The organism is Pseudomonas sp. GCM10022186, assembly GCF_042656385.1.
Taxonomy (GTDB): Bacteria; Pseudomonadota; Gammaproteobacteria; order Pseudomonadales; family Pseudomonadaceae; genus Metapseudomonas.
Genome location: NZ_JBHSOU010000004.1, coordinates 24165 through 47116 on the forward strand (window position 1 = coordinate 24165; position 22952 = coordinate 47116).

22 protein-coding genes and 1 pseudogene are annotated in these 22952 nt (G+C 67.3%); 11 read left to right on the forward strand and 12 right to left on the reverse strand.

What is annotated here, in order from left to right:
- Positions 1–61 precede the first annotated feature (61 nt).
- Together ACFPU0_RS03760 and ACFPU0_RS03765 are read left to right on the forward strand one after the other, a co-directional pair.
- The gene (locus ACFPU0_RS03760) at positions 62–1816 is read left to right on the forward strand and encodes a SulP family inorganic anion transporter (RefSeq protein ID WP_377691448.1); all 1755 of its coding nucleotides are present in this window, start codon (positions 62–64) and stop codon (positions 1814–1816) included.
- Positions 1817–1993: 177 nt separating this feature from the next.
- The gene (locus ACFPU0_RS03765) at positions 1994–3895 is read left to right on the forward strand and encodes a potassium transporter Kup (protein WP_377691449.1); all 1902 of its coding nucleotides are present in this window, start codon (positions 1994–1996) and stop codon (positions 3893–3895) included.
- On the opposite strand, the gene ACFPU0_RS03770 is transcribed toward ACFPU0_RS03765, so the two are convergent.
- The 7 genes from ACFPU0_RS03770 to ACFPU0_RS03800 are packed head-to-tail and all read right to left on the reverse strand — an operon-like array spanning position 3838 to position 9728.
- Positions 3838–4593 (reverse strand): lipoate--protein ligase family protein, encoded by a 756-nt coding sequence (locus tag ACFPU0_RS03770; RefSeq protein WP_377691450.1) that lies wholly within the window; start codon positions 4591–4593, stop codon positions 3838–3840. The two genes, ACFPU0_RS03765 and ACFPU0_RS03770, sit on opposite strands and share 58 nt — an antisense overlap.
- Positions 4590–5291 carry a 2-oxo acid dehydrogenase subunit E2 gene (locus ACFPU0_RS03775; protein ID WP_377691451.1) on the reverse strand — a complete coding sequence of 234 codons (702 nt, stop codon included), beginning with the start codon at positions 5289–5291 and terminating at the stop codon, positions 4590–4592. Before ACFPU0_RS03775 ends, ACFPU0_RS03770 begins: the two co-directional genes overlap by 4 nt.
- A 3-nt stretch (positions 5292–5294) precedes the next feature.
- Positions 5295–5528 (reverse strand): lipoyl domain-containing protein, encoded by a 234-nt coding sequence (locus ACFPU0_RS03780; protein WP_280289698.1) that lies wholly within the window; start codon positions 5526–5528, stop codon positions 5295–5297.
- A 3-nt stretch (positions 5529–5531) separates the two neighbouring features.
- Positions 5532–6557, reverse strand: a complete 1026-nt coding sequence (locus ACFPU0_RS03785) for an alpha-ketoacid dehydrogenase subunit beta (protein ID WP_377691452.1) — start codon at positions 6555–6557, stop codon at positions 5532–5534.
- A 15-nt stretch (positions 6558–6572) separates the two neighbouring features.
- Positions 6573–7562, reverse strand: a complete 990-nt coding sequence (locus ACFPU0_RS03790) for a thiamine pyrophosphate-dependent dehydrogenase E1 component subunit alpha (RefSeq protein ID WP_377691453.1) — start codon at positions 7560–7562, stop codon at positions 6573–6575.
- Positions 7563–7574: 12 nt separating this feature from the next.
- Positions 7575–9155, reverse strand: a complete 1581-nt coding sequence (locus ACFPU0_RS03795) for a GMC family oxidoreductase (RefSeq protein ID WP_377691454.1) — start codon at positions 9153–9155, stop codon at positions 7575–7577.
- Between the two features lie 54 nt (positions 9156–9209).
- Positions 9210–9728 (reverse strand): transcriptional initiation protein Tat, encoded by a 519-nt coding sequence (locus ACFPU0_RS03800; protein WP_377691455.1) that lies wholly within the window; start codon positions 9726–9728, stop codon positions 9210–9212.
- Between ACFPU0_RS03800 and ACFPU0_RS03805 the strand changes: the two genes are divergently transcribed.
- From ACFPU0_RS03805 to ACFPU0_RS03820, 4 genes and pseudogenes are all read left to right on the forward strand, one after another.
- The gene (locus ACFPU0_RS03805) at positions 9727–10002 is read left to right on the forward strand and encodes a hypothetical protein (RefSeq protein WP_377691456.1); all 276 of its coding nucleotides are present in this window, start codon (positions 9727–9729) and stop codon (positions 10000–10002) included. The two genes, ACFPU0_RS03800 and ACFPU0_RS03805, sit on opposite strands and share 2 nt — an antisense overlap.
- Positions 10003–10328: 326 nt before the next feature.
- Entirely contained in the window at positions 10329–12110 is a 1782-nt protein-coding gene (locus tag ACFPU0_RS03810) for a T6SS phospholipase effector Tle1-like catalytic domain-containing protein (protein ID WP_377691457.1), read from the forward strand.
- A 17-nt stretch (positions 12111–12127) separates the two neighbouring features.
- The gene (locus tag ACFPU0_RS03815; protein ID WP_377691458.1) at positions 12128–12781 is read left to right on the forward strand and encodes a DUF2931 family protein; all 654 of its coding nucleotides are present in this window, start codon (positions 12128–12130) and stop codon (positions 12779–12781) included.
- Positions 12781–13447: pseudogene (locus ACFPU0_RS03820) on the forward strand (DUF2931 family protein). Before ACFPU0_RS03815 ends, ACFPU0_RS03820 begins: the two are co-directional and overlap by 1 nt.
- 146 nt (positions 13448–13593) lie before the next feature.
- Here ACFPU0_RS03820 and ACFPU0_RS03825 read toward each other — a convergent pair.
- Positions 13594–14517 carry a transporter gene (locus tag ACFPU0_RS03825; protein WP_377691459.1) on the reverse strand — a complete coding sequence of 308 codons (924 nt, stop codon included), beginning with the start codon at positions 14515–14517 and terminating at the stop codon, positions 13594–13596.
- A gap of 342 nt (positions 14518–14859) precedes the next feature.
- Between ACFPU0_RS03825 and ACFPU0_RS03830 the strand changes: the two genes are divergently transcribed.
- Positions 14860–16827, forward strand: a complete 1968-nt coding sequence (locus tag ACFPU0_RS03830; RefSeq protein ID WP_377691460.1) for a sigma-54-dependent Fis family transcriptional regulator — start codon at positions 14860–14862, stop codon at positions 16825–16827.
- A gap of 444 nt (positions 16828–17271) precedes the next feature.
- On the opposite strand, the gene ACFPU0_RS03835 is transcribed toward ACFPU0_RS03830, so the two are convergent.
- A complete protein-coding gene (locus tag ACFPU0_RS03835) occupies positions 17272–17829 on the reverse strand; it encodes a cysteine hydrolase family protein (RefSeq protein ID WP_377691461.1) in 558 nt (185 codons plus the stop codon).
- Between the two features lie 178 nt (positions 17830–18007).
- Between ACFPU0_RS03835 and ACFPU0_RS03840 the strand changes: the two genes are divergently transcribed.
- The 4 genes from ACFPU0_RS03840 (at position 18008) to puuE (ending at position 21115) form a co-directional block, all read left to right on the forward strand.
- Positions 18008–18805 (forward strand): alpha/beta fold hydrolase, encoded by a 798-nt coding sequence (locus ACFPU0_RS03840; protein WP_377691462.1) that lies wholly within the window; start codon positions 18008–18010, stop codon positions 18803–18805.
- Positions 18806–18841: 36 nt separating this feature from the next.
- Complete coding sequence (locus ACFPU0_RS03845) at positions 18842–19243, forward strand: hypothetical protein (RefSeq protein ID WP_377691463.1); 402 nt, start codon at positions 18842–18844, stop codon at positions 19241–19243.
- Positions 19244–19322: 79 nt separating this feature from the next.
- Entirely contained in the window at positions 19323–20192 is an 870-nt protein-coding gene (locus tag ACFPU0_RS03850) for a GNAT family N-acetyltransferase (RefSeq protein WP_377691464.1), read from the forward strand.
- Entirely contained in the window at positions 20192–21115 is a 924-nt protein-coding gene (gene puuE / locus ACFPU0_RS03855) for an allantoinase PuuE (protein ID WP_377691465.1), read from the forward strand. The genes ACFPU0_RS03850 and puuE overlap by 1 nt, the downstream gene beginning before the upstream one ends.
- A gap of 7 nt (positions 21116–21122) precedes the next feature.
- Here the strand turns inward: puuE and ACFPU0_RS03860 are convergent, their stop codons facing one another.
- The 3 genes from ACFPU0_RS03860 to ACFPU0_RS03870 all read right to left on the reverse strand — a co-directional run.
- Positions 21123–22082 carry an HlyD family secretion protein gene (locus ACFPU0_RS03860; RefSeq protein WP_377691466.1) on the reverse strand — a complete coding sequence of 320 codons (960 nt, stop codon included), beginning with the start codon at positions 22080–22082 and terminating at the stop codon, positions 21123–21125.
- A gap of 3 nt (positions 22083–22085) precedes the next feature.
- Positions 22086–22433 carry a DUF3302 domain-containing protein gene (locus tag ACFPU0_RS03865; protein WP_377691467.1) on the reverse strand — a complete coding sequence of 116 codons (348 nt, stop codon included), beginning with the start codon at positions 22431–22433 and terminating at the stop codon, positions 22086–22088.
- Between the two features lie 129 nt (positions 22434–22562).
- A partial coding sequence (locus tag ACFPU0_RS03870; RefSeq protein WP_377691468.1) for an MMPL family transporter occupies positions 22563–22952 on the reverse strand: 390 nt, incomplete at its 5' end.

Sequence of the window (22952 nt, forward strand, 5' to 3'; positions counted from 1 at the left end):
CTGGCCTCCGGCTTCACAGCCGGCCCGTTGGTGTCCTCATGAACCGCACCGGGAGCAGCCCATGAAAGACGCCCTGTCCAACCAGCCCGTGGATCCGGATCGCACATCCACTCTCCGGTCTGGCTGGAAGCGCTGGCTGCCCGGGCTGAGGCTGCTGCGCGAGTACCAGCCCGCCTGGCTGCCGAAGGACCTGGTCGCCGGCCTGGTGCTGACCACCATGCTGGTGCCGGTGGGCATCGCCTATGCCGAGGCGTCCGGCGTACCGGGCATCTACGGCCTCTACGCCACCATAGTGCCGCTCCTGGCCTATGCCCTGTTCGGCCCCAGCCGCATCCTGGTACTCGGGCCGGATTCGGCCCTGGCCGCCATCATCCTCGCCGTGGTGTTGCCTCTCTCGGCGGGCGACCCGGTGCGCGCCATCACCGTCGCCAGCGCCATGGCGCTGGTCTCCGGCCTGGTCTGCATCGGCGCCGGGCTGCTGCGCCTGGGCTTCATCACCGAGTTGCTGTCCAAGCCGATCCGCTATGGCTACATGAACGGCATCGCCTTCACCGTGCTGATCAGCCAGACGCCCAAACTGTTCGGTGTGTCCGTCGACAGCGCCGGCCCGCTGCGGGACATCCTGGCGCTGGCAAGGGCGCTGATGGCAGAACAGGCCAACTGGGCCGCCTTCGCCGTGGGCGCCGGCACCCTGGCGCTGATTCTCCTGCTCAAGCGCTTCGAGCGGGTGCCCGGCATCCTGGTCGCCGTGGTGGCGGCCACCCTGGTGGTGGGCGGCCTGGACCTCGGCACTACCCACGGCGTGAAGGTCCTGGGTGCGGTACCCGAAGGGCTGCCGAGCTTCGCCTTTCCCTGGTTGCAGCCGGGCGACCTGGTAACGGTGCTGGTGGGCGGGTTCGCCGTGGCCCTGGTGTCCTTCGCCGATACCAGTGTGCTGTCCCGCGCCTATGCGGCGAAGACCCGCACCCCGGTGGACCCGAACCAGGAAATGGTCGGCCTCGGCGCCGCCAACCTGGCGGCGGGTCTGTTCCAGGGCTTCCCCATCAGCAGCAGCTCCTCGCGCACGCCGGTGGCCGAGGCGGCGGGCTCGCGGACCCAGCTCACCGGTGTGTTCGGTGCCCTGGGCGTGTCACTGCTGCTGTTGCTGGCCCCCGACCTGCTGCGCAACCTGCCCAACAGCGCCCTCGCTGCCGTGGTGATCGCGGCCGCCATCGGGCTTTTCGAGTTCAAGGACCTCAAGCGCATCTATCGCATCCAGCAATGGGAGTTCTGGCTGTCGTTCACCTGCTTCGTCGGTGTCGCGGTGCTCGGTGCGGTGCCGGGCATCGGCCTGGCGGTGGTGGTGGCGGTGATCGAATTCCTCTGGGACGGCTGGCGCCCGCATTACGCCGTGCTCGGCCGCGTGGACGGCATTCGCGGCTACCACGACGTCTCCCGCTACCCTCACGCTCGCCGCGTACCGGGCCTGCTGCTGTTCCGCTGGGACGCGCCGCTGTTCTTCGCCAACGCCGAGCTGTTCCAGAACTGCATCCTGGACGCCGTCGCCCAGTCGCAGACACCGGTGCGCCGGGTGGTGGTCGCGGCGGAGCCGGTCACCAGTGTGGATGTGACCTCCGCCGACATGCTGGTGGAGCTGGAACAGTCGCTGAGGTCCGCCGGCATCGAACTGCGCTTCGCGGAGATGAAGGACCCGGTGAAGGACAAACTGCTGCGCCTGGAGGTGCTGGAGCACATAGGCGCCGAAGTCTTCCACCCCACGGTCGGGGCAGCCGTCGACGCCTACCTCGACGAGCACCACGTGAACTGGACGCCGTAGCGCACGTCGCCAGGCGCGTCGCTTTTTTACGCATTTTTTACGCCGCCTGGCCTGGGCAGGCGGGATACTTGACGCCCGTCTGTGGCAGGCACCATGCCCGGCCCACGCTGCATGTCCCCCGATACCGCGATCGCCGCAATGCCCCCTGCGCCTCAACGTTTTCCCAGGAGTGAATCGATGAGTTCTGGAACCCTGGAGCCCCAGGCCCATTCTCACGCCCGCCCCTCGTCCTTCGGCCTGCTCGTGGCGGCCGTCGGCGTGGTCTATGGCGATATCGGCACCAGCCCGCTGTACACCCTCAAGGAGGTGTTCGCCGGCCACTACGGTGTGCAGGTCAATCCCGAGGGCGTGCTCGGCATCCTCTCCCTGGTCCTCTGGTCGCTGCTCTGGGTGGTGTCGCTCAAGTACGTGACCTTCATGCTGCGCGCGGACAACGGCGGCGAAGGCGGCGTGATGGCGCTGACCGCCCTGGCCCGCCGCGCCACTGCCGCGTACCCGCGGCTCAGCGGGCTGCTGGTGCTGTTCGGGCTGTTCGGCACCGCACTGTTCTACGGCGACAGCATGATCACCCCGGCGATTTCGGTGCTTTCCGCCGTCGAGGGCCTGGATGTCGCCCTGCCCGGCGTCGGCCACTGGGTGGTACCGATCACGGTGGTGCTGCTGATCGGCCTGTTCCTGCTGCAGAAGCACGGCACGGCGCGCATCGGCATCCTCTTCGGCCCGGTGATGGTGCTCTGGTTCGTGGTGCTGGGCGTGCTCGGCATCCACGGCATCGCCCAGCGTCCCGAGGTGCTGCAGGCGATCAACCCCTGGTGGGCGGTGAACTTCTTCCTGGCCCATCCGGGCATCGGCGTGACCATACTCGGTGCCGTGGTACTGGCCCTGACCGGCGCCGAAGCCCTGTATGCCGACATGGGCCACTTCGGGCGTACCCCCATCGCCCGGGCCTGGTTCTCCCTGGTGCTGCCCGGCCTGGTGCTGAACTACTTCGGCCAGGGCGCGCTGCTACTGGAAAACCCGGCGGCCGCGCGCAACCCCTTCTACCTGCTCGCCCCGGAATGGGCGCTGCTGCCGATGATCGGCCTGGCGACCCTGGCCACCATCATCGCCTCCCAGGCGGTGATCTCCGGCGCCTTCTCCCTGAGCCAGCAGGCCATTCAACTGGGCTACATCCCGCGCATGCAGGTCCAGCACACCTCCAGTGCCGCACAGGGCCAGATCTACATCGGCGTGGTGAACTGGGCATTGATGACCTGCGTGGTCCTGCTGGTGATCGGCTTCGGCTCCTCCAGCGCCCTGGCCGCGGCCTATGGCGTGGCGGTGACCACCACCATGCTGATCGACACCCTGCTGGTCTCGGCGGTGATGCTGTTGCTGTGGCGGGCCCCGCGCTGGCTGGCGGTGCCGCTGCTGCTGGGCTTCCTCGTGGTGGACGGGCTGTTCTTCACGGCGAACGTGCCGAAGATCTTCCAGGGCGGCGCCTTCCCGGTGATCGCCGGGGTGATCCTCTTCGTGATGATGACCACCTGGAAGAGCGGCAAGCGCATCCTCATCGAGCGCCTGGACGAAACCGCCCTGCCCCTGCGCATCTTCATCGACAGCATCAGCCTGCAGCCGCCCCATCGCGTTGACGGCACGGCGATCTTCCTCAGCGCCAGCCCCGATGCGGTGCCCCATGCCCTGCTGCACAACATGCTGCACAACCAGGTGCTGCACCGGCAGGTGCTGCTGCTGACGGTGGTGACCCGGGATACGCCGCGCATCGCCGACGACCAGCGCCTGGAAGTGACCCCCTACGGCGACGGTTTCTTCCGCGTGCTGCTGCACTTCGGTTTCATGGAGGAGCCCAATGTGCCGGAGGCGCTCCAGCAATGCCGTGTCGAGGGCCTGGACCTCGCCCCCATGCGCACCACCTACTTCCTCAGCCGGGAAACGGTGATCCCCAGCAAGCAACTGGGCATGGCGCTCTGGCGAGAAGGCCTGTTCGCCTTCCTGCACAAGAACGCCAACAGCAGCATGCGCTACTTCCAGCTGCCGGTTAACCGTGTGATCGAACTGGGCACGCAGGTGGAAATCTGAGGGAGGCCTGAAGGCCAGGGCTCGACGAACCGGCTGCCCAGGCCTTCCAGCGCCGGCCAGGCCGGCGTTACCCACTCTTCCAGCGCCACATGGCTGCTGGCCAGGCAGCGCTGCTCCAGCCCGCAGCCCTGGTAGAAGCGATTGACCGCCTCGACCATGATGCCCCGCTGATCCTCCAGCAGGATGGCGCCGTGCACCAGCACCACCATGCGCCCGTCGGCCGCCCGCCGGCGCCAGCGCTGGGCGGTGCCCACCAGCTTGCGCCGGCCCAGGGTGACATTGAAGCGGCCGTCGCAGAATGCCCCCGCCACCTCACCCAGCCCGGGAACCAGGCCCAGCCCGCGCAGCCACTGGCAGATCGGCTCGCACAGGCGCAGGTAGGCGGCTTCGATCCGCCCCTGCTCATCCTCTTGCGCCGGCACGGCATAGGCCAGGGCCACGTTGAGCACCGCCGGGGACTGCGGCACCGGCTCGCCACCGGTGTCGCGCAGGGCGATGGGCCAACCCAGGGCCGCGCAGCCGATGTCGGCGGCGAGGAATCCCGGCAACCGGCTCAGGCGGCGTGGCATCACCACGGCGAAGTCGGAGGGGCGCCAGAACAGCACGCCCCACTCTTCCTCGCCCGCGTGTACGCGATCCAGCAGCTGCCGCTCGGCCTCCAGGCCGGCCTCGACACTGAGGCGCCAGACCGGGCTCATGACGGCTCGCCTCCCTCGATCCGCCGGCACAGGTCGTCGAGGAAGTCCGCCGCCGGAGCGCCGTTCACCGCCCGGTGGTCGAAGGTCAGCGACAGGCCCATGAACTCCCGTTCCGCCAGGCTGCCATCGGCCTCCCGCTGCAGTCGCCGCTGGCTGCCGCCGATGCCGATGATGGCCACCTGCGGCACGTTGAGGATGGGGGTGAAGAAACGCACCCGCGAGAGCCCCAGGTTGGAGACCGTCACCGTGGCGCCGGTCAGTTCCTTCACCGACAGCTTGCCGGCCCGGGCCTTGTCCACCAGGGCGCGACGCGCGGCAGCCAGCCCGTCCGGATCGAGCTGGTCGGCATCGAACAGGGCCGGCGCCACCAGCAGGTCATCCGGCAGCGGGATGGCCAGGCCCAGGTGCACCGCGCCATGGCGGATGATCTGGTTATCCTCCAGGGTGGCGTTGAGCGCTGGGTGGTCCTTGAGCGTGGCGATGATCAGGTGCAGCAGCAGGTCCTGCAGCGAGGCCTGGCCGCCGGCCGCCTTCAGCGCGGCGCGACGGGCCTGGAGTGCGGTCAGCTCGCACTCGGCGTGGTGGGTGAGCTGCGCGGCGGTCTGCAGGCTTTCGCTCATCTTCGCAGCGATCATCTTGCGCATGCCCTTGAGCGGCAACGTGCTGCTGCCCGGGGGCGGTGTCTGCATCTGGCCCATGGTTCACTCCACACGGGCGATGGTCGCGCCCTTGGCGACCACCGCGTCTTCTTCTTCGAGAATCTTCAGCACGCCGGAAGCCGGTGCCTCGATCTCGAACTGCGCCTTCTCGGACATGATCTCGGCCACCAGGTCGCCCTGGGCGACCTCGGCGCCATCGCTCACCAGCCAGGAGGTGATCACGGCTTCGGCATCGCCTTCCCAGAGGTCGTCGGCGATCAGGATGGGGGTGGACATGGCTTACTCCTCGTTCTTCAGGTTCTGGTAGGCGGCGACTATCTTCGCCGCCGAAGGCAGTGCCCACTGCTCCATGGGCGGTGTGAAGGGGATCGGGATATCCGGGAAGGCCACCCGCTGCGGGCGTGCCTTGAGCATGCGGATATCGTGCTCGACGACGCTGGCGATGATTTCGCCGCTGACGCCGAAGCTGTGGTAGTCCTCGTCGACCACGATCAGGCGGCCGGTCTTGCGCACCGACTCGATGACGTGCTCGCGATCCAGCGGCACCAGGCTGCGCAGGTCCACCACCTCGGCGCTGACGCCCTGCTGCTCCAGCTGCTGGGCGGCACGCAGGGCGTGATGCACACCGGCGCCGAGGCTGACGATGCTGACATCGCGGCCCTCGCGCACCGTCTTCGCCTTGCCGATCTCGACCGTATAGGGATCTTCCGGCACGGCCACGGTGGCGCCCTTCTCGGTGCCCAGCCAGCCCATGCCCTGCAAGGCCTTGTGGAACAGGTAGACCACCGGGTTGTCGTCACGGATGGCGGCCGTCATCAGGCCCTTGGCGTCATAGGCGTTGCTCGGCACCACCACCTTCATGCCCGGCAGGTGGGCGAAGGTGCCGTAGAGGCATTGGGAGTGCTGGCCGGCGTCGGAATAGCCGGCACCGGTGGAGGCCATCAGCACCATGGGCACGCTGACCTTGCCGCCGGAGAAGTAGGTGTTCTTCGCCATCAGGTTGTAGATGGCGTCCATGCACACGCCGAAGAAGTCGACGAACATCAGTTCGACTATCGGCCGCATGCCGTCGGAAGCCGCGCCCACGGCGGCGCCGATGAAGGCGGTTTCCGAAATCGGCGTGTCGCGAATGCGCGCGCTGCCGAACTCTTCGTGCAGGCCACGGGTATTGCCGAACACCCCGCCGAGCTGGCCGATATCCTCGCCCATCACGAACACGCGGGGGTCGAGGCGCATTTCCTGGGCTACCGCCTCGGCCATGGCACGGGCGATGGTGAGTTTGCGTTCTTTCACTGGGCTGCTCATCACTGCGATTCCTGTTCAGACGAAGACGAAGTCGAGGGCTTCTTCCGGAGCCGGATAGGCGCTGTCGCGGGCGAACTGCACTGCGGCGTTCACACGTCCACGGGCGCGTTCCTCGATGGCGGCGGCGCCGATCTCGTCCAGCACTCCCAGCTCCAGAAGCCGCTGGCGGTAGGCCGGGATCGGGTCCCTCTCCAGCAGCGCGGCCTTTTCGCCGGCCGGGCGGTAGGTTTCGCCATCGCCCATGAAGTGGCCGGCCAGGCGGTGGGTCTCGATCTCGATCAGGCTCGGGCCTTCCCCGGCGCGGGCACGGGCGATGGCCTCACCGGCGGCGGCGAAGATGGCGTCGGGGTCGTTGCCCGGGACGAACACGCCGGGCATGCCATAGGCGGCGGCGCGCAGGTAATTGCGCTCGATGGCGGTGGAGGCGGCCTTGGCCACCGAGATGCCCCAGGCGTTGTCCTCGATGACGAAGACCACCGGCAGCTTCCACAGCGCCGCCAGGTTCAGGGTCTCGTGGAAGGCGCCCTGGTTCGCCGCGCCCTCGCCCAGGTAGGCCACGGCGACGCCGGGCTTGCCCTGCAGCTGGCGCGACAGCGCGGCGCCCACCGCCGGGCCCATGCCCTGGGCGATGATGCCGGAGCAGGAGAAGTTCACCCGCGCATCGAACAGGTGCATGTGGCCGCCACGGCCGCCCGAGAGGCCGGCCTTCTTGCCGAAGATCTCGGCGACCATCTCGTCCAGGTCGACGCCCTTGGCTACGGCTATGTGATGCGGGCGGTGGGTGGCGGTGACGATGTCGCCGGCCTCGAGATGGGCGCAGACGCCCACGGCGCAGGGCTCCTGGCCGTTGGACAGGTGCATCTCGCCGGGGATGGGCCCGTTGGCCATGTTGAAGACCGGAGTCTTGCCTTCCATGTAGATACGTTCGATGGACTCTTCCAGGTAGCGGCTGACGAGCATCTGCTCGAACATCCAGAGGCGCTGGTCGTTGCTGGGTATGGTCATGGGATCGGCTCCTCAGAGGGCGCGCTGGTTGATCAGCGAGCCGATGTGCTCGGCCTGGCGCAGGGCCAGGGCGACAATGGTCAGCGTCGGGTTCTGCCCGCCGCTGGTGGTGAACTGGCTGCCGTCGGAGACGAACAGGTTGGGGATGTCGTGGCTCTGCCCCCACTTGTTCACCACGCCGTCGGACGCCTTGGCGCTCATGCGGTTGGTGCCCATGTTGTGGCTGGCCGGGTAGGACGGCAGGCGGATCACCTCGGTGGCGCCCACCGCCTCGTAGCACTTGCGGGTCTGTTCCACGCCGTGGTCGCGCATGGCGTTGTCGAAGGCGTGGTCGTCCTTGTGCACCACGGGAATCGGCAGGCCGTACTGGTCCTTCTCGGTACCGTGCAGGGTGATGCGGTTGCTCTCCATGGGCAGGTCCTCGCCGCACAGCCAGACGCCGGACATGTGGTCGTAGCGCTCCAGTTTCGAGGTGAGGGCGCGGCCCCAGCCCTGGGGCGTCGGGTCGAGGAAGGCGGACATGAAGGGCAGGCCGAGGGAGAGGATCTCCAGGCGGTAGCCGCCGACGAAGCCCCGTGAGGTGTCGTTGTAGGACTCGTCGGAGATGATCCCGGCGCAGGTGGTGCCCCGGTACATATGCACCGGCTTGGGCAGCACCGCGTAGATGCCGGCGGTGGTGTGGCACATGTAGTTGCGCCCTACCTGGCCGGAGGAGTTGGCAAGGCCGTCCTTGAACATCGAGGACTCGGAGTTGAGCAACAGGCGCGGCGACTCGATGGAGTTGCCGGCCACGCACACCACCCGCGCCTTCTGCCGCTGCTGGCGGCCCTCGGCATCGGCGTAGACCACCCCGGTGACCCGGCCACGGGCATCGTGCTCGATACGCAGGGCCATGCTCTGCGGGCGCACCTCGCAGTTGCCGGTGGCCTCGGCGCGAGGGATGTCCGTATAGAGGGTCGACCACTTGGCGCCGATGCGGCAGCCCTGCATGCAGAAGCCGATCTGCATGCAGCCGGGCCGATTGTCATAAGGCTGGGTGTTGATCGCCATCGGGCCGGACTGGATTTCCTTGTAGCCGACACGCTGGGCGCCGGTGGCCAGCACCTTGAAGGAGTTGTGCCACTGGTGGTACGGCATGCCGGTGCTCGGGCCGGTCACGCCCATGTGCTTCTCGGCCTTGACGTACCAGGGCTCCAGCTCCGCGTAGCTGATCGGCCAGTCGAGCATATTGGCGCCCTTGATGTCGCCGTTCTCGGTGCGCATGCGGAACTCGAAGTCGCGGAAACGCAGGGCCACGCCGGCCCAATGCACCGAGCTGCCGCCCACCGCCTTGACGATCCAGGCCGGCAGGTTCGGGTGGTTGCGGGCCACGTCCCAACCGCCGGTGGCGATGCGTTTGTCGAGCCAGGAGATCTTGTTGAACATGGCCCACTCATCGTTCTCGATGTCGGACATCTCGAAGCGCTTGCCGGCCTCCAGCACCACGACGCGGATGCCTTGCCGGGCCAGGGCATGGGCCAGGGTGCCGCCTCCTGCACCCGAGCCGATGATGACGACGACGTCGCCGTCGTCCTGGGAGAATTTCGCTGCCATGGGGTCAACCCTCGTTGTTGTTGGAATCGGTGGAGCCGCGAAGGGAAAGGCCGCTCAGAGCCAGTCGAGGTCGTTGAAGCCGCGGGCGATGTAGCCGCCCTTCTCCACCGACGAGCCCTCGTAGCCGAACAGCGGGAACAGCGTCTCGTTGTCGTAGAGGCCGAACATCAGCGCGCTGCGGGTCTCGCGGAAAAAGGGCGTGGTCTCGATCTCGCGCAGCAGCGCGACGCGGTCGTCCTCGCTGGCGATCCCTTCGAAGGCTTGGCCGTGCACACTGCGGGCTCGTGCCTGCAGGGCCTTGAGGCCGTCGCGGACCAGGTCCGGCTGCTTGCCGGCCAGTTCGAACAGCGGCTTGGCATAGGGCGCGTCACCGAGGCGGTCGTGGGGGAAGATGTCGCGCCCCATGCGCAGCAGCCCGGCGGGCAGCTGGGGCAACAGGTCATCGGCGATGGCGGTGACGGGAATGAGCTGGCTGGCAGCGGCGCTGGCGCCGAGGATCAGGGCGGACTGGCCCGACAGGCTGAGGAAGCGCCTGCGGCTGAGCGCGGTGCCCATGGGCGATGAGTCATGCATGGCAGAACTCCAGGCTATTGCCGGCACACCTGCAAGGTGGGAACAGGTGTGGCCGACGTTGTTGTTATTCGTCCGGGTGCCTTTTCGGCCCCTCGATAGCCAGGGAGCAGCTTGTGTGCCAATGCCGCCAATCAAACTCAAGCTGTTGTTTTTAAAAACTTTTTACTTATTAATATTCATGGCGCTGGCTCAGGTTGTAAAGCGAAGGCTTTACACCTGTAAGCATCCGTCCAAGGGCTTTACATCCGTAAAGGCCTGCTTGGAACCTGAGTGATTCGCGCGCTTTCGTAGGATGGGTGGAGCGAAGCGATACCCATCGAGCTCCCGTCGCCGCGGGGTGTCGCCTCGCTCGCAGAACGGCGCCCGCCCCATCCGGAATGAGGACTCGTGCATCCGCACTTGCAGCGAGGCGTTCAGCTCCGGGCGGAACGAGACTCCGCAATTCCTGGCGATTCCGCCGGTAGCCAAGCGTCCGCAGTAGCGTCCGTCCAGAGAACCGGCCGCGTCCGACAACCGCTTCAGTCGCCGCCGGGGCCACCTGGCTTCGCGCCTGTGCAAGCCTCGCTCCTTATCCATGGAGCCCTACAGGAGGCGAGGACAATGGACAAGTTGGTCAAGCGGTCGATCTTCAACCCCGTTAACGAAGACGAGGTGGAAGATCCCTTCTTCGCCGTGATTAAAGTCGATCAGGCACTGGGCGAACCCTGGCGGCTGCCCGGGCTCGAGCAACTGCTCAGCGAATGCGGCATCGATCCCCGCGACAGCCGGGAGGAGTACTACCGGAATCGGATTCTCGAGAAGATCCGCCGTGGCGACTGGCTGCTGGTCAGCTGGCGCCCGTTCAAGCCGCTGAGCGGCAAGCTGCGATCCTGGACCGAGGACCTCGCCTTTTTCACCGGCCCGGCTTCCACCCCGCCCGCCGAGCCCGAGCTTCCGCCCGAACGGAAACCCTTCACGCCAACCCCGGAAGCCAAACTGCGCATCGCCCTGCGTATCGGCGTGTTCTTCGACGGCACCTACAACAATGCCACCAACGCCGCCCAGGGCCTGCTCTGCGGCGCCCAGCACGCCATCACCGAGGACGACCTGGACGCCAGTTGCAAACCCTATATGCGTGATCCGGAGAGCAGCTATGGCAATGACGTGACCAATATCAAGTTGCTGCACGATCTGTATCCGAACACACCCACACTCCGGAGCCACAACGACGTCAGCCAGGCTCATCGACGTATTTATATCGAGGGCATCGGCACCCGCGCAGGCGAGGCGGACAGCCTGTTTGGTGCTGGCACTGGGCGTGGTGCCACCGGGGTAGAGGGAAAGGTGCGACAAGCTTTTGAGGATATCCGGAGCACCTGCTACGACTTCATCGACGAAAACCCCGACTATGAAATCGAATCGCTGACCCTCGACATCTTCGGCTTCAGTCGTGGCGCGGCGGCGGCACGGCACTTCGCCAACCAACTGGCCAAGGGCCGCAACGGCCCCCTGGGCATGCTGTTCCCCGATACCAGCGGCACCTTCAGCGACAATCTGAGCGGCCGCTACGGCCAGGGTGTGCAGGTGGCCTTTATCGGCCTGTTCGACACCGTGGCCTCCACCGCCGGCCTGGCCAACCTGGGCAACGTACGCAGCCCCAGCCCCCCGGGTCTCCAGCTGTACCTGGCACCCGAGCACTTCCCAACGGTGGTGCACCTGGTGGCGCGCGACGAATACCGCGCCAACTTCGCCCTCAACAGCACCGCGCCCGAGCACCGTGAGCCGATCCTGCCCGGCGCCCATGCCGACCTCGGCGGCGGCTACCTGGCCGAGGCCGAGGAATGCCTGCTGGTCAGCCCCATGCAGGCCCTGGAGGTGCCGCGCCACACTCGGGTGGAGCACACCAGCATCTACCGCGACGCCGAGCAGGCCCGGGACGCCTGGCTGGCCAGGGGCTGGCCAACGGAGCTGCTGACCATCGTCACCCCCGAAGCGCGGCCCTTGCCGCCCGCCCCGACCGACCGCCTGGCCCCGCCGCGCAAGCGGGTCTATGCCGCCCTCCAGTTGAAGCGCCCGGTGCGGGGAGAACTGTCGCGGGTCTACCTGCGGCTGATGCATCAATTGGCCCGGCAGCACGGCGTAAGGTTTGACGCCATCGACGAGCATGATCCGCAGCTGATGCTGCCCGCCGATCTGCAGCCCCTCTGCGATCACTTTCTGGCCGGCGACTACAGCACCACCCCCGCCGACGAGCGGTTACTGCAACTGCACTACATCCACTGCTCGGCCCACTGGAACCCGCCTGCACGCCTGCAGGGCCAGGCACCGCGCACGGGGGTTGCCTTGACCTTCGTCAACGCCCCCACCGCCGATGGCCAGCGCGTGCGTCACCCTCATGCCTAGTACAGGAGCCTGATCCGATGCGCCATTTCCTGCTTCTGCTGGGCCTGCTGCTGGTCACCGGCTGCCAGGCCATGGACCCGCTGTCCGGCGCCAACGACCCCCACAATCCCTGGTGGAGCCTGGGCTTCGCCCAGCCCAACTATATGAAGGTCTGGATCGAGGACAGCGCAGTGATCGATATCCGCGGCCGGTTGTTCCGGCATACCGGCAGAGGTACGGCAATAGGCACGGAGCCAGAAGATGGCACCGAGGCCGCCCGTGGCTGGCATGGGGCGGGCCCCGCCGGTGTCGCGGTGGTCGGCGCCGACTTGCCCCAGCGCATCTATGTGCGCTGGCAGTCCATCGTCGAGCCCCAGACCTACCGCGCCTGGGTGGACATACCGGAGGAAGCCCGGCAGATCATGCGTGACTCCGTCGCCTGGCGCTGTCCGCAGAAACCGCAATTGCCTTCTCGATACCGGGCCACCCTCTATTTGGGCTTGGCACCGGGCGGCATCATCCAGGTCTGGGTGCGCAACCGCTGCTACCAATCGGTCAAGGTGGCCCGCGCCCAGGCCGAGGTAGAGCCCTTGGGGCCGCACCTGGGCAAATCGGGAGGTCACTACTATCCCCAGTCGGAAGCCTCCAAACGCTATGTCGAACGCTTCGGCATTCCCTACGGGAGCTGGTGATGCAGCGCCTCCTCGCCCTGCTGGCCCTGCTGGCCCTGCTGCTGATCAACGGCTGCCAGGCCATGGACCCGTTGTCCGGCGCCCGGGATGAGCACAGCCCCTGGTGGAGTCTGGGTTTCGCCCATCCGGCCTATATGAAGGTCTGGGTCGAAGACAGTGCGGTCGTCGATATCCGTGGCCGCCTGTTCCGGCATACCGGCGGCGGCATCGCCGCTGGCGATGAGCCGGAGGATGGCACCGAGGCCGCGCGGCTGGCGCGGCGGCGCAGGCCCCACCGGTGTCGCGGTGGTCGGTGCCGACCTGCCCCAGCGCATCTACGTGCGCTGGCAGTCCATCGTCGAACCGCAGACCTACCGCGCCTGGGTGGACATCCCGGAGGACGCGCGGCAGATCATGCGCGACTCCATCGCCTGGCGCTGCCCGCAGAAGCCACAAAGGGTGTCGAACTACGATGCCACGCTGTACCTGGGCCTGGCCCCCGGCGGCATCATCCAGATCTGGGTCTACAACCGCTGCTACCAATCGGTGAAGGTGGGCCGCGCCCAGGCCGAGGTGGAGCCGCTGGGGCCGGACCAGGGACGTAACGAAGGACGCTATGCCTACAAACCCAGCGAGAAGGCTCAACGCTATATCGAACGCTTCGGCATTCCCTACGGAAGCTGGTGATGCCGCGCTTTCTTGCCAGTTGGAAGTGATGGGTACCGCTTCGCTCACGGAACGCCACCCGCCCCATTCGGTTACCCGAGCCACGGCATTACCGGCCGACAAAGAAAGGGGCCCGCAGGCCCCAAGCAGCGGACCGTCCGGACCGCTCAGAACACCTGCATCAGGCGGATGTTCAGCCTGTGCTCCTCGCGAAAGCCGTTCTCCACCGCGAAATCCCGCCCATAGGTGGCCGCCAGCTGCGTCTTCGGCAGGAAGAACCAGGAAAACCCCAGGTTCCACTTGCCGGTCTCCTGGCGGTCGTCCAGCTGGAGGTCATCGACGCGGCTGGCGCCACCGTCGAGCCAGGACAGGCCGGCACGCAGGTCCGCCTGCGGGGTCAGCTGGTAGCGCAGGAAACCCTGGTACTGGTAGCTGGGCTTCTGCCGCTGGGTCCAGCGGCCGCTGCCGTAATGGTTGTTGCGCCCGTAGAACATCACGTCCGCCGCCAGGTCCAGGGCCAGGTTCTCGGTCAGCCCGGTGACGTAGGCGGCCTGCAGGTTGAACTTCCAACGGTTCTCGCCCAGGTTGAGATCGTCATCGGCGTCGTACTCGCCCAGGGGCAGGAACAGATAGGGCGTGATGCCCAGGTAGCGGCGGCGCTCCGGTTCATTGATCAGCCAGAGGGGCATGGCCAGGATCGGGTCGGCCAGGCCACTGGCATCGCCCAGGCCCCGGCGCCCGTCCAGGCGGCCGAAGGGCAGCAGCACCTGGGGCGCCACGCGGAAGCCGCCGAGGTCGGCATAGTGGACCAGGCGCAGTATCCCGATTTCCGAATCCAGCCCCGGCGCGTCGGGTTGGCTGTGTCCCGCGCGATAGAGCCGGTCGCGCTCGGCGCCTTGCAGGTAGAGCAGGCCCAGGGTGGTGCCGGCCGGCGCCGCCACGTAATCGCCGGCATCCAGGTCCAGCCCGTGGGCCGGCCGGGCCAGTGAAAGGCAACCGGCGACCAGGGCGATCCCCCAGGCGGCGGTCCAGGTGCGGTTGTCGATGGTGTGTGGGCCGTTGATCTCGGCATCTGGGTGGACAGGCAGCATCTCGCATCCTCGTTTCTTGTTGTTCTACCCCGAGAGGGGGCCGGATGACGCCGGCGCAGGATGCGTGCCAGCACCCGCCTGGCAGCTGCAAGGCCATGATTTTCAAGAGGAAAAATCTGGAGGCCGAGAGCCCCGGCAAGGTTCCGCGCCGGCCGCTGCCCCTTACAGGTGTAAGCCGGGCACCGGGCCGCCATTACAACCATCGGGCAGGTGACGCCTCCGACCTAAACTCGTAAGGTGTAGGCAAACGTGCCAGCCCGCTCCGCCAGGTGCTGCCGCCGAACAAGAACAAGATCGTCACTGCGGATTCGAGCCCGACCGCCCGATATCCGAGGAGGCTGCATGAGCACCATCTCCACTTCGAGCCTGCACATCGACACCGTGCTGTCCTATGCCGCCGATGCCGCCGCCGTGCAGCCGGGCACCAATCGCGAACCTATCATCACCCGCTCCTGGAAGCGCTGTATCCAGGACTACGGCCTGGACCCGGCCAAGCCCGCCCCGCCCCGCTACGTTCCGCGCCAGGTGCTGCGCGAGCACCAGGACCAGGCCGACGAGCTGATCAACGTCGCCCGTGCCGGCGTCGAGCAGCTCTACCGGCATATCGCCGAACTGGGCTACGTGATCCTGCTCACCGACAACCGCGGCATCACCGTGCAGTTCCTCGGCGACCCGCTGGACGAGGCGGCCCACCGCAGGACCGGACTCTACCTGGGCGCCGACTGGAGCGAGGACCACGCCGGCACCTGCGCCGTGGGCACCTGCATCAAGGAGCAGCAGCCGCTGACCTGCCATCACCATGACCACTTCAGCGCCCACCACACCGCGCTCACCTGCACCGCGGTGCCCATCTTCAATCCCCAGGGCCAGTTGCTGGCGGTGCTGGACATCTCGGCGCTGAACTCGCCGCCGTCGAAGGATTCGCAGCAGTTCGCCCTGCAACTGGTCAAGCAGTACGCGCGGATGATCGAGGACGCCTATTTCCTGCGGCGCTACCGCGACAGTCACATCCTCTGCTTCGACCGTTCCCGCGAGTTCGTCCTGATCAACCGCCAGTACCTGCTGGCGCTGGCCGGCGACGGCAGCCTGCTGGCGGCGAACACGGCGGCCCGGGCGCTGCTCGCCGACTGCGGCCTGCAGCTGCCGGAGCGGCCTTCGGCGCTGGCCCGGCGGATCGGCATCCAGGAATTGTTCGATTGCGTCCCGGACGACATCTTCAGCATCCCACTGGCCAGCCCGGACCAGGTGCGCGCCTTCCGCACCCATCGGCAGAATGCGCTGTTCTTCGCCGCGCTGATGGAGCCGAGCCGCGCCCCCCTGGCCCCGCAGGCGCAAAAGGCCGATCAGCAACGCTGCCCGCTGGACGAATTGGCGGACGACGATCCGGCCATGCGCAAGATGCTCGCCCGAGCCAAGCGCCTGTGCAGCGAGCCGCTGAACGTGCTGCTCAACGGTGAGACCGGCACCGGCAAGGAGCGCCTGGCCAGGGCCCTGCACGACAGCGGCAACCGGCGCAAGGCGCCCTTCGTCGCGATCAACTGCGCGGCGATGCCGGAGTCGCTGATCGAGAGCGAACTCTTCGGCTACCAGCCCGGCACCTTCACCGGCGCACGCAGCAAGGGCATGCGCGGCCTGATCCAGCAGGCCGACGGCGGCACGCTGTTCCTCGACGAGATCGGCGACATGCCGCTGCACCTGCAGACGCGATTGCTGCGCGTGCTGGCCGAGCAGGAAGTGATGCCCCTGGGCGGCGAGAAACCGATCAAGGTGGACATCCGCGTGATCGCCGCGAGCCACCGCGAACTGCGCCAGCTGATCGAGGCGGGGCAGTTCCGCGAGGACCTCTACTACCGCCTCAACGGCGCAATCCTGCGCCTGCCGCCACTGCGCGAACGTGCCGACAAGGCCTACCTGATCGAGCGCATCTTCAAGGAGCTCAGCGAGCAGCGCCAGCTTCCCGCGCGGATTCGCGGCGACGCCATGAGCGCCCTCCTCGGCTATGCCTGGCCCGGCAATATCCGCGAGCTGCGCAATGCGCTGCAATACGCCCTGGCCACGGCCGAGACGCACGAAATCACGGTCAACGACCTGCCGGAAGAGTGCCTGCCCAGCGTCAATCCGCGACAGCCTGCCAGGTCCGTCCCGCCCCGGGAGCTGCAGGGCACCCATGCGCGCCAACTGGAGGAAAGCCTGCGGCGCCAACGCTGGAATGTCAGCGCCGCGGCCCGTGAGTTGGGCATGTCCCGGCCGACCCTGTATCGCTGGATGAAGCTCTACGGCATTGTCCCGCCGAACGCCCTGGACAACTGAACGCAGAGCCCCCAGGGCGCCAGGAAACAGACCCGGGGAGTCCCTTCGCGGGCCTTTCGGCAAAGCTCGAAGGGCTGTCCAGCACCTGCACGCCACGTGACCTCGGGTAAGTCCACGGCGCTCCTGGCGCAAGCGGCTCTCGCGGCTGTAACGCCCTTTACAGGTGTAAGGCGTCACAGGCTGACGGCAGAAGTCGATACAGGGGAATCGAAGCGCCGGGCTGTTTCGTCACCGTTACAAGGAGATGGCCATGGACAGCCCGCAATGCCCGCGAGCCGCCGGGTGGGTCGATCCGGAAGATGAACGGAACGCATTCTTGATTGGCCCGGGTACATGCTGAAATTGCTCGATCCGACGAGCGTTGGCTGGCACGGAGACTGTGCTCATTGCGCCGAGCCCGTGCCGGTCTTTTTTCCGACGCCTCGATCATCCCGCTGCGCGGTTTCAGTCCGCGTGCCCCTGGGCGATGCCCTCGATCACCGCCGTGGCGGGAATCACCCGGGCCCGAACGCCGAAACTCGACATGCTGCCGAGGACCCTGTTGTGGTGGGCGATGATCCGCGCGGCGCTGAGCACGCCGTTGTCCAGGGTCGAGTGGGCATCCTCCACCAGCAGCACCTGGTAACCCAGCGCCAGGGCACGGCGGACGCTGGTGTCGACACAGTAGTCGGTCTGCAGCCCGCAGATGATCAGGCGCTCGATACCACGATCCTGCAACGCCTGCTGCAGTTCGGTCCGGTGGAAGGAGTCGGGGGTGGTCTTGCGCACGCGGATGTCGCCGGGCGCGACCGCCAGCTCATCGGCGAGCTGCCAGCTTTCGCTGCCGAAGCGGAACTCGCCCTCATCCTCCTCGTGCTGGATCACAAACACCGGCAGGCCGGCGGCCCGCGCCGCGCTGCCGATGCGGTTGATCGCCTCGATCACCCGCTGAATCTCGAAGGCGGCGTGCTCGCCGACGCTGATGGCGCGCTGGACATCGATGATCAAGAGAGCGGTGTTCATGGGGTCCTCCCTGGGAAAGCACGCAGCTTAGGACGAGGCGCCGGCCGATGCCAGATTCCGCTGCAGCAGCTCCGGTGCGCACCGTGCCCGGGGAAAACCGGCTTGAGCATCCTGCCTGCTGCCAGCGTCGGCATTTTCTGGCAGCCTGTGCTACCCATCCCTTGCCCTGGAGCACTTCGTGCCGAGCCCCAGCCACCACACCCAGGACCTCCGGATTCCCAGCCTTCACGGCCGGCTCTTCGCACGTATCTGGAGCCCCGATCACCTGAGCCCGTCCTTCGACGAAGTGCCCATCGTCCTGTTCCACGACTCCCTCGGTTGCGTGGAGTTGTGGCGCGAATTTCCCGCCAGGCTGGCGGCGATCACCGGCAAGGCGGTGGTGGCCTACGACCGCCTCGGCTTCGGCCGCTCGGACCCGCATCCGGACCTGCTGTCCTTCGGCTTCGTCGCCGACGAGGCCGAGCGTGACTTCCCGGCCGTGAAGGACGCCCTAGGCATCGGCGAGTTCATCGCCTTCGGCCACAGCGTCGGCGGCGGCATGGCCACCCACTGCGCGGCCCGCCATCGCCAACACTGCCAGGCGCTGATCACCGAATCGGCCCAGGCCTTCGTCGAAGAGCGCACCCTGGCGGGCATACGCGAGGCCAAGCAGGGTTTCCGCCAGGACGGCCAGCTCGAACGCCTGGCGAAATACCACGGCGACAAGGCCCGCTGGGTGCTGGAAGCCTGGACCGAGACCTGGCTGTCGCCGGCCTTCGCCGACTGGAGCCTGGAAGCCGAGATCGAGCGGCTGGACTGCCCGGTGCTGGCCATGCATGGCGACCTGGACGAGTTCGGTTCCGAACTGCACCCGCAGCGGATCGCCCAGCTGACCGACGGCCCTTCGCGAGTCCTGCTGATCGGTGAATGCGGCCACGTCCCCCACCGTGAAAAGCCGGAGGTGGTGCTCCAGGCCGTGGCCGAACTGCTGCGCTGATGCGCGCGGCCCTTCGGCTCGCTATGCTCCTGGCCCATGACGCCCTCTTTGCCCACCCGCCAACCCTGCCCGCCCGGCGCCTGCGACTGCCGGCGCGACGAGCTGCTGGACACTCCCGGCGGTGACCTGCGCATCCTGCTGCTGACCCGCCAGGAGGAGAAACGCCTGCTGGAGCGCCTGGAGAACATCCGGAGCCTGGCGGACCTGGAGCACATGCAGCGGCGCATGTTCGAGCAGCTCGGCCTGCGCCTGCATATCGCCCCGGGCTACAACGAGGTGCGCAGCATGCGTGGCATCGATATCCGCATCGACGAGCTGCCCGGCCTCTGCCGCAAGACCCGCCAGTCGATCCCGGCGGCCATTCGCCGGGGGCTGGAGAAGCACCCGGAGATCGCCTATCGCCTGCTGGACGCCCACGACCTGCTGCGCGACGCCTGAACCCCGCCCGGCGGCCTGGCCCGAATTCGCGCGGAGCGCTATACCCATAGCGTCCGCCCCAGGCCTAGGAGTGCCCCTGATGCCCGAGCCGCTGGTAATTCGCAACATGACCCGCGCCGAACTGGACCTGCTGGTCGGCTGGGCCGCGCGCGAAGGCTGGAACCCCGGCCTGCACGACGCCGGGCTGTTCTGGGCGACCGACCCCGAAGCCTTCGTCGCGGCGGAGCTTGACGGCGAGCTGATCGGCGGCGGCGCCATTACCTCCTACGGCGGCGAGTTCGGCTTCATGGGCTTCTTCATCGTCCGTCCGGAGTTTCGTCGCCGCGGCCTCGGCAACACCCTCTGGCATGTCCGTCGCGACCGCCTTATCGCGCGCCTGCGGCCAGGTGCCGCCATCGGCATGGACGGCGTGTTCGCCATGCAGGATTACTACGCCAAGGGCGGATTCGCCTTTTCCCATCGCAATCTGCGTTTTCGTGTCGAGCTTGCCGAGCAGCCAGCCCCGCCGGCAACAGGTGAAGAAGTGGTCCCGCTGGACAACTTTCGCTTCGAGGAAGTCCTGGCCTACGACCGCACCTGCTTCCCCGCCATGCGCCCGGCCTTCCTGCAGGGCTGGATAACCCAGCCCGACGCCCTCGCCCTGGGCTGCCGGCGAAGGGGCCGGCTGAGCGGCTACGGCGTGGTGCGGCGTTGCCTGGAGGGCTGCAAGGTCGGCCCGCTGTTCGCCGACGATGCGGCGGTGGCGGAGGCGCTCTTTGCGCAACTGGCCGGGTTTGCCGCGGGGGGCCCGTTGTTCCTGGATGCCCCCGAGAACAACCCGGCGGCAATGGAGCTGGTGCAACGCCATGGCATGAGCGAGGTCTTCGGCTGTGCGCGGATGTATCTCGGTCCCCCGCCCCCTGTCGCCGACCAGCGCATCTTCGGCGTCACCACCTTCGAGCTCGGCTGATGGTCGAGCGCGACCTGCTCGGCTACGGTGGCAAGCCGCCCCATCCACGCTGGCCGGGTGATGCGCGGGTGGCGGTGCAGTTCGTGCTCAATATCGAGGAAGGCGCCGAGTCCTGCGTGCTCAATGGCGATACCCGGTCGGAGGCCTATCTGCACGAACTGCCGGGTCGGCCGCCCCGTGCCGGCGAGCGTGACCTGAGCGTGGAAGGTCTCTACGAATACGGTTCCCGCGCCGGAGTCTGGCGCATTCTCGAGCTGTTCGAGCAACGCGGCCTGCCGCTGACCGCCTTCGCCGTAGGCCGCGCCCTGGAACTGGTCCCGCAGATCGGCCACGCCCTGCGCTCGGCCGGCCATGAGGTGGCCGGGCACGGTTACCGCTGGCTGGACCACCACGAGATGCCCGAAGACGAAGAGCGGCGCCATATCCGCCTGACCATCGACCTGATCGAACGCATCTGCGGCCGGCGCCCGCTGGGCTGGTACACCGGCCGCGTCAGCCCGAACACCCGTCGCCTGCTGCGCGAGGAAGGCGGCTTCCTCTACAGTTCGGATGCCTACAACGACGACCTCCCCTACTGGCTGCCCGGCGCACCGCCGCATCTGATCATTCCCTACACCCTGGTCAACAACGACGCCCGCTATCTGATGCCCCACGGCTTCGCCTCGGGCGAGGATTTCTTCCAGCTGCTGAAGGACGCCTTCGATTGCCTCTGGCGGGAAGGTGCGCGGCATCCGCGGATGATGAGCGTCGGCCTGCATGGCCGGATCAGCGGCCACCCCGCCCGCGCCATGGCCCTGGCACGCTTTCTCGACCATGTGCAGGGCCACGATGGCGTCTGGGTGTGCCGGCGGGAAGAGATCGCCCGGCACTGGATCGCCGAGCACGGATACCGGGCGGGCCAGCCCGGAGGCAGCCCGCCATAGCCCGGATCTAGTGGAAGGGGAAGATATAGTTCATCCAGGCCGCCATGCGCAGGAGGATCTTGCGCATGATCGCCACATGGTGGAAATGCTGGCTGTAGAGCGCCGCCTGGCCATAGGAGCCGCCGGGCATCAGCGCGGCGTACTGGGCGTAATCCGGGTCGGTGATCTCGATGATCACCGGCACCCGCCCGGGCGGCGGCGAGCCGGTGAAGCTGATCAGGGTGCCGGACGGCTGCACCTGGCCTTCGCCGATCACCCCGATCACCTGCTTCACCTTGCCCTTGAACACCCGGCCGGGGATGCCGTCGAAAGCCACTTCCGCCTCGTCGCCGGTAGAAAGCCGCAGCTGGCTGTTCTGCCGCATCCAGGCCGCGAAGTAATACCCCTCGTCCGGGATGAACACCATGGACGGGCGCAGCGGCAAGCGGGTGGCCATCATCCCCGGACGCAGCGAGACATGGGTGACGAAGCCCTTGCTGGGGGCCCGCACCACAGTGTTGTCCAGTTCGAACTGGGCGATATTCAACTGGGCGTCCAGGTCCTCCACCCGCGCGGTGGTGAGGTCCACATCGCGCCGGTTGCCGACGTTGCGGGCGGCCAGCTCGCGGGCGCGGGACTGGTCGGCGCGCGCCGCCACCAGCTGGGCCTTGAGGGATTTCACCCGGTTCTGGAAGGGCGTCGGGTCGATGCGGAACAGCACATCGCCCTTCTCCAGCGGCTGGTTGCCCTTGACCGGCACCTCGATCACCTGGCCGGTCACCACCGGAATCACCGGGGTGGAGACGAAATAGGTGCGCGCCACTTCGGAATAGGGATGGTTGTAGTTCATCAGGAAGATCAGCGCGCCCACCAGGACCACCCCGCCGAGCACGGCCGTGGGCACGGTCCACTTGTTCAGCGGGATGCGGAAGATCTTGAAGATGGCGACACAGATGGATGCGTAGGTGAGGATCAGCAACAGGTCCATGGCTCAAACCTCCTTGTGCTCGCCGCCGGGAGCAGACGTCCGCCCCTCGAGCTGCTCGATACGCTTGCGCAGCTCCGCCACCTGCTGGGCAAGCTCTGCTTCAGAGCCCGGCTTGCCCGTGGTGAACCCCCACCCCCGATCCTCGCGGTACAACATGGCCCAGATCCACAGGAACGGCCAGAGCGCGTGGAGGGTGAACAGGCTCACCCAGCCGGCGGCATGGATGGCGTCCTGGTGCGGATGATTGCGGTGCACGGCGATCTCGTAGGGAATGTCGTGGAGCACGATGATCCCGTAGAACAGCACCACGGCGGCGAATATCAGTACGCCCAAGGCGACGTAGTCGAGCATGATGTCCCTTCCTGAATAACGGCCCTCATGAGGGGGAGCAAGCGCGTCGACAAATGCCGGAAACGGCATCGCCGCCGGCTACATTACGGCCGACGGCGATCCCCCGAGTTCCAGATTAGTCCAACTTCCCTAGCGTGCCGCTTCGGATTGCACAGACTCCATGCGACCGTCATCCACGGTTTCGGCGGTACGGCTCGGGTGTGCCTCGCCGGTCGGGATGGCCGGCTGCGCCGCTTCGTCGCGCTCGCGCAACAGGAAGTAGGACAGCGCCGGGATCAGGACCAGCGCGCCGATCATGTTCCAGACGAACATGAAGGTGAGCAGGATACCCATGTCGGCCTGGAACTTGATGGGCGACCAGGCCCAGCAGACCACGCCGGCGGCCAGGGTGATACCCACCAGCCCCACCACCCGGCCGGTGAAGGCCACCGCATTCTTGTAGGACTCCGCGAGCGACAGGCCCTGGCGCTGGAACTGCAACTGCACGCTGAGCAGGTACAGCGCATAGTCCACGCCGAT

Bases quoted from the DNA above. Each gene is read 5' to 3' on its own strand.
- ACFPU0_RS03760 (WP_377691448.1), top strand. From the start codon at position 62: ATGAAAGACGCCCTGTCCAACCAGCCCGTGGATCCGGATCGCACATCC.
- ACFPU0_RS03765 (WP_377691449.1), top strand. From the start codon at position 1,994: ATGAGTTCTGGAACCCTGGAGCCCCAGGCCCATTCTCACGCCCGCCCC.
- ACFPU0_RS03770 (WP_377691450.1), bottom strand. From the start codon at position 4,593: ATGAGCCCGGTCTGGCGCCTCAGTGTCGAGGCCGGCCTGGAGGCCGAG.
- ACFPU0_RS03775 (WP_377691451.1), bottom strand. From the start codon at position 5,291: ATGGGCCAGATGCAGACACCGCCCCCGGGCAGCAGCACGTTGCCGCTC.
- ACFPU0_RS03780 (WP_280289698.1), bottom strand. From the start codon at position 5,528: ATGTCCACCCCCATCCTGATCGCCGACGACCTCTGGGAAGGCGATGCC.
- ACFPU0_RS03785 (WP_377691452.1), bottom strand. From the start codon at position 6,557: ATGAGCAGCCCAGTGAAAGAACGCAAACTCACCATCGCCCGTGCCATG.
- ACFPU0_RS03790 (WP_377691453.1), bottom strand. From the start codon at position 7,562: ATGACCATACCCAGCAACGACCAGCGCCTCTGGATGTTCGAGCAGATG.
- ACFPU0_RS03795 (WP_377691454.1), bottom strand. From the start codon at position 9,155: ATGGCAGCGAAATTCTCCCAGGACGACGGCGACGTCGTCGTCATCATC.
- ACFPU0_RS03805 (WP_377691456.1), top strand. From the start codon at position 9,727: ATGGCAGAACTCCAGGCTATTGCCGGCACACCTGCAAGGTGGGAACAG.
- ACFPU0_RS03800 (WP_377691455.1), bottom strand. From the start codon at position 9,728: ATGCATGACTCATCGCCCATGGGCACCGCGCTCAGCCGCAGGCGCTTC.
- ACFPU0_RS03810 (WP_377691457.1), top strand. From the start codon at position 10,329: ATGGACAAGTTGGTCAAGCGGTCGATCTTCAACCCCGTTAACGAAGAC.
- ACFPU0_RS03815 (WP_377691458.1), top strand. From the start codon at position 12,128: ATGCGCCATTTCCTGCTTCTGCTGGGCCTGCTGCTGGTCACCGGCTGC.
- ACFPU0_RS03825 (WP_377691459.1), bottom strand. From the start codon at position 14,517: ATGCTGCCTGTCCACCCAGATGCCGAGATCAACGGCCCACACACCATC.
- ACFPU0_RS03830 (WP_377691460.1), top strand. From the start codon at position 14,860: ATGAGCACCATCTCCACTTCGAGCCTGCACATCGACACCGTGCTGTCC.
- ACFPU0_RS03835 (WP_377691461.1), bottom strand. From the start codon at position 17,829: ATGAACACCGCTCTCTTGATCATCGATGTCCAGCGCGCCATCAGCGTC.
- ACFPU0_RS03845 (WP_377691463.1), top strand. From the start codon at position 18,842: ATGACGCCCTCTTTGCCCACCCGCCAACCCTGCCCGCCCGGCGCCTGC.
- ACFPU0_RS03850 (WP_377691464.1), top strand. From the start codon at position 19,323: ATGCCCGAGCCGCTGGTAATTCGCAACATGACCCGCGCCGAACTGGAC.
- puuE (WP_377691465.1), top strand. From the start codon at position 20,192: ATGGTCGAGCGCGACCTGCTCGGCTACGGTGGCAAGCCGCCCCATCCA.
- ACFPU0_RS03860 (WP_377691466.1), bottom strand. From the start codon at position 22,082: ATGGACCTGTTGCTGATCCTCACCTACGCATCCATCTGTGTCGCCATC.
- ACFPU0_RS03865 (WP_377691467.1), bottom strand. From the start codon at position 22,433: ATGCTCGACTACGTCGCCTTGGGCGTACTGATATTCGCCGCCGTGGTG.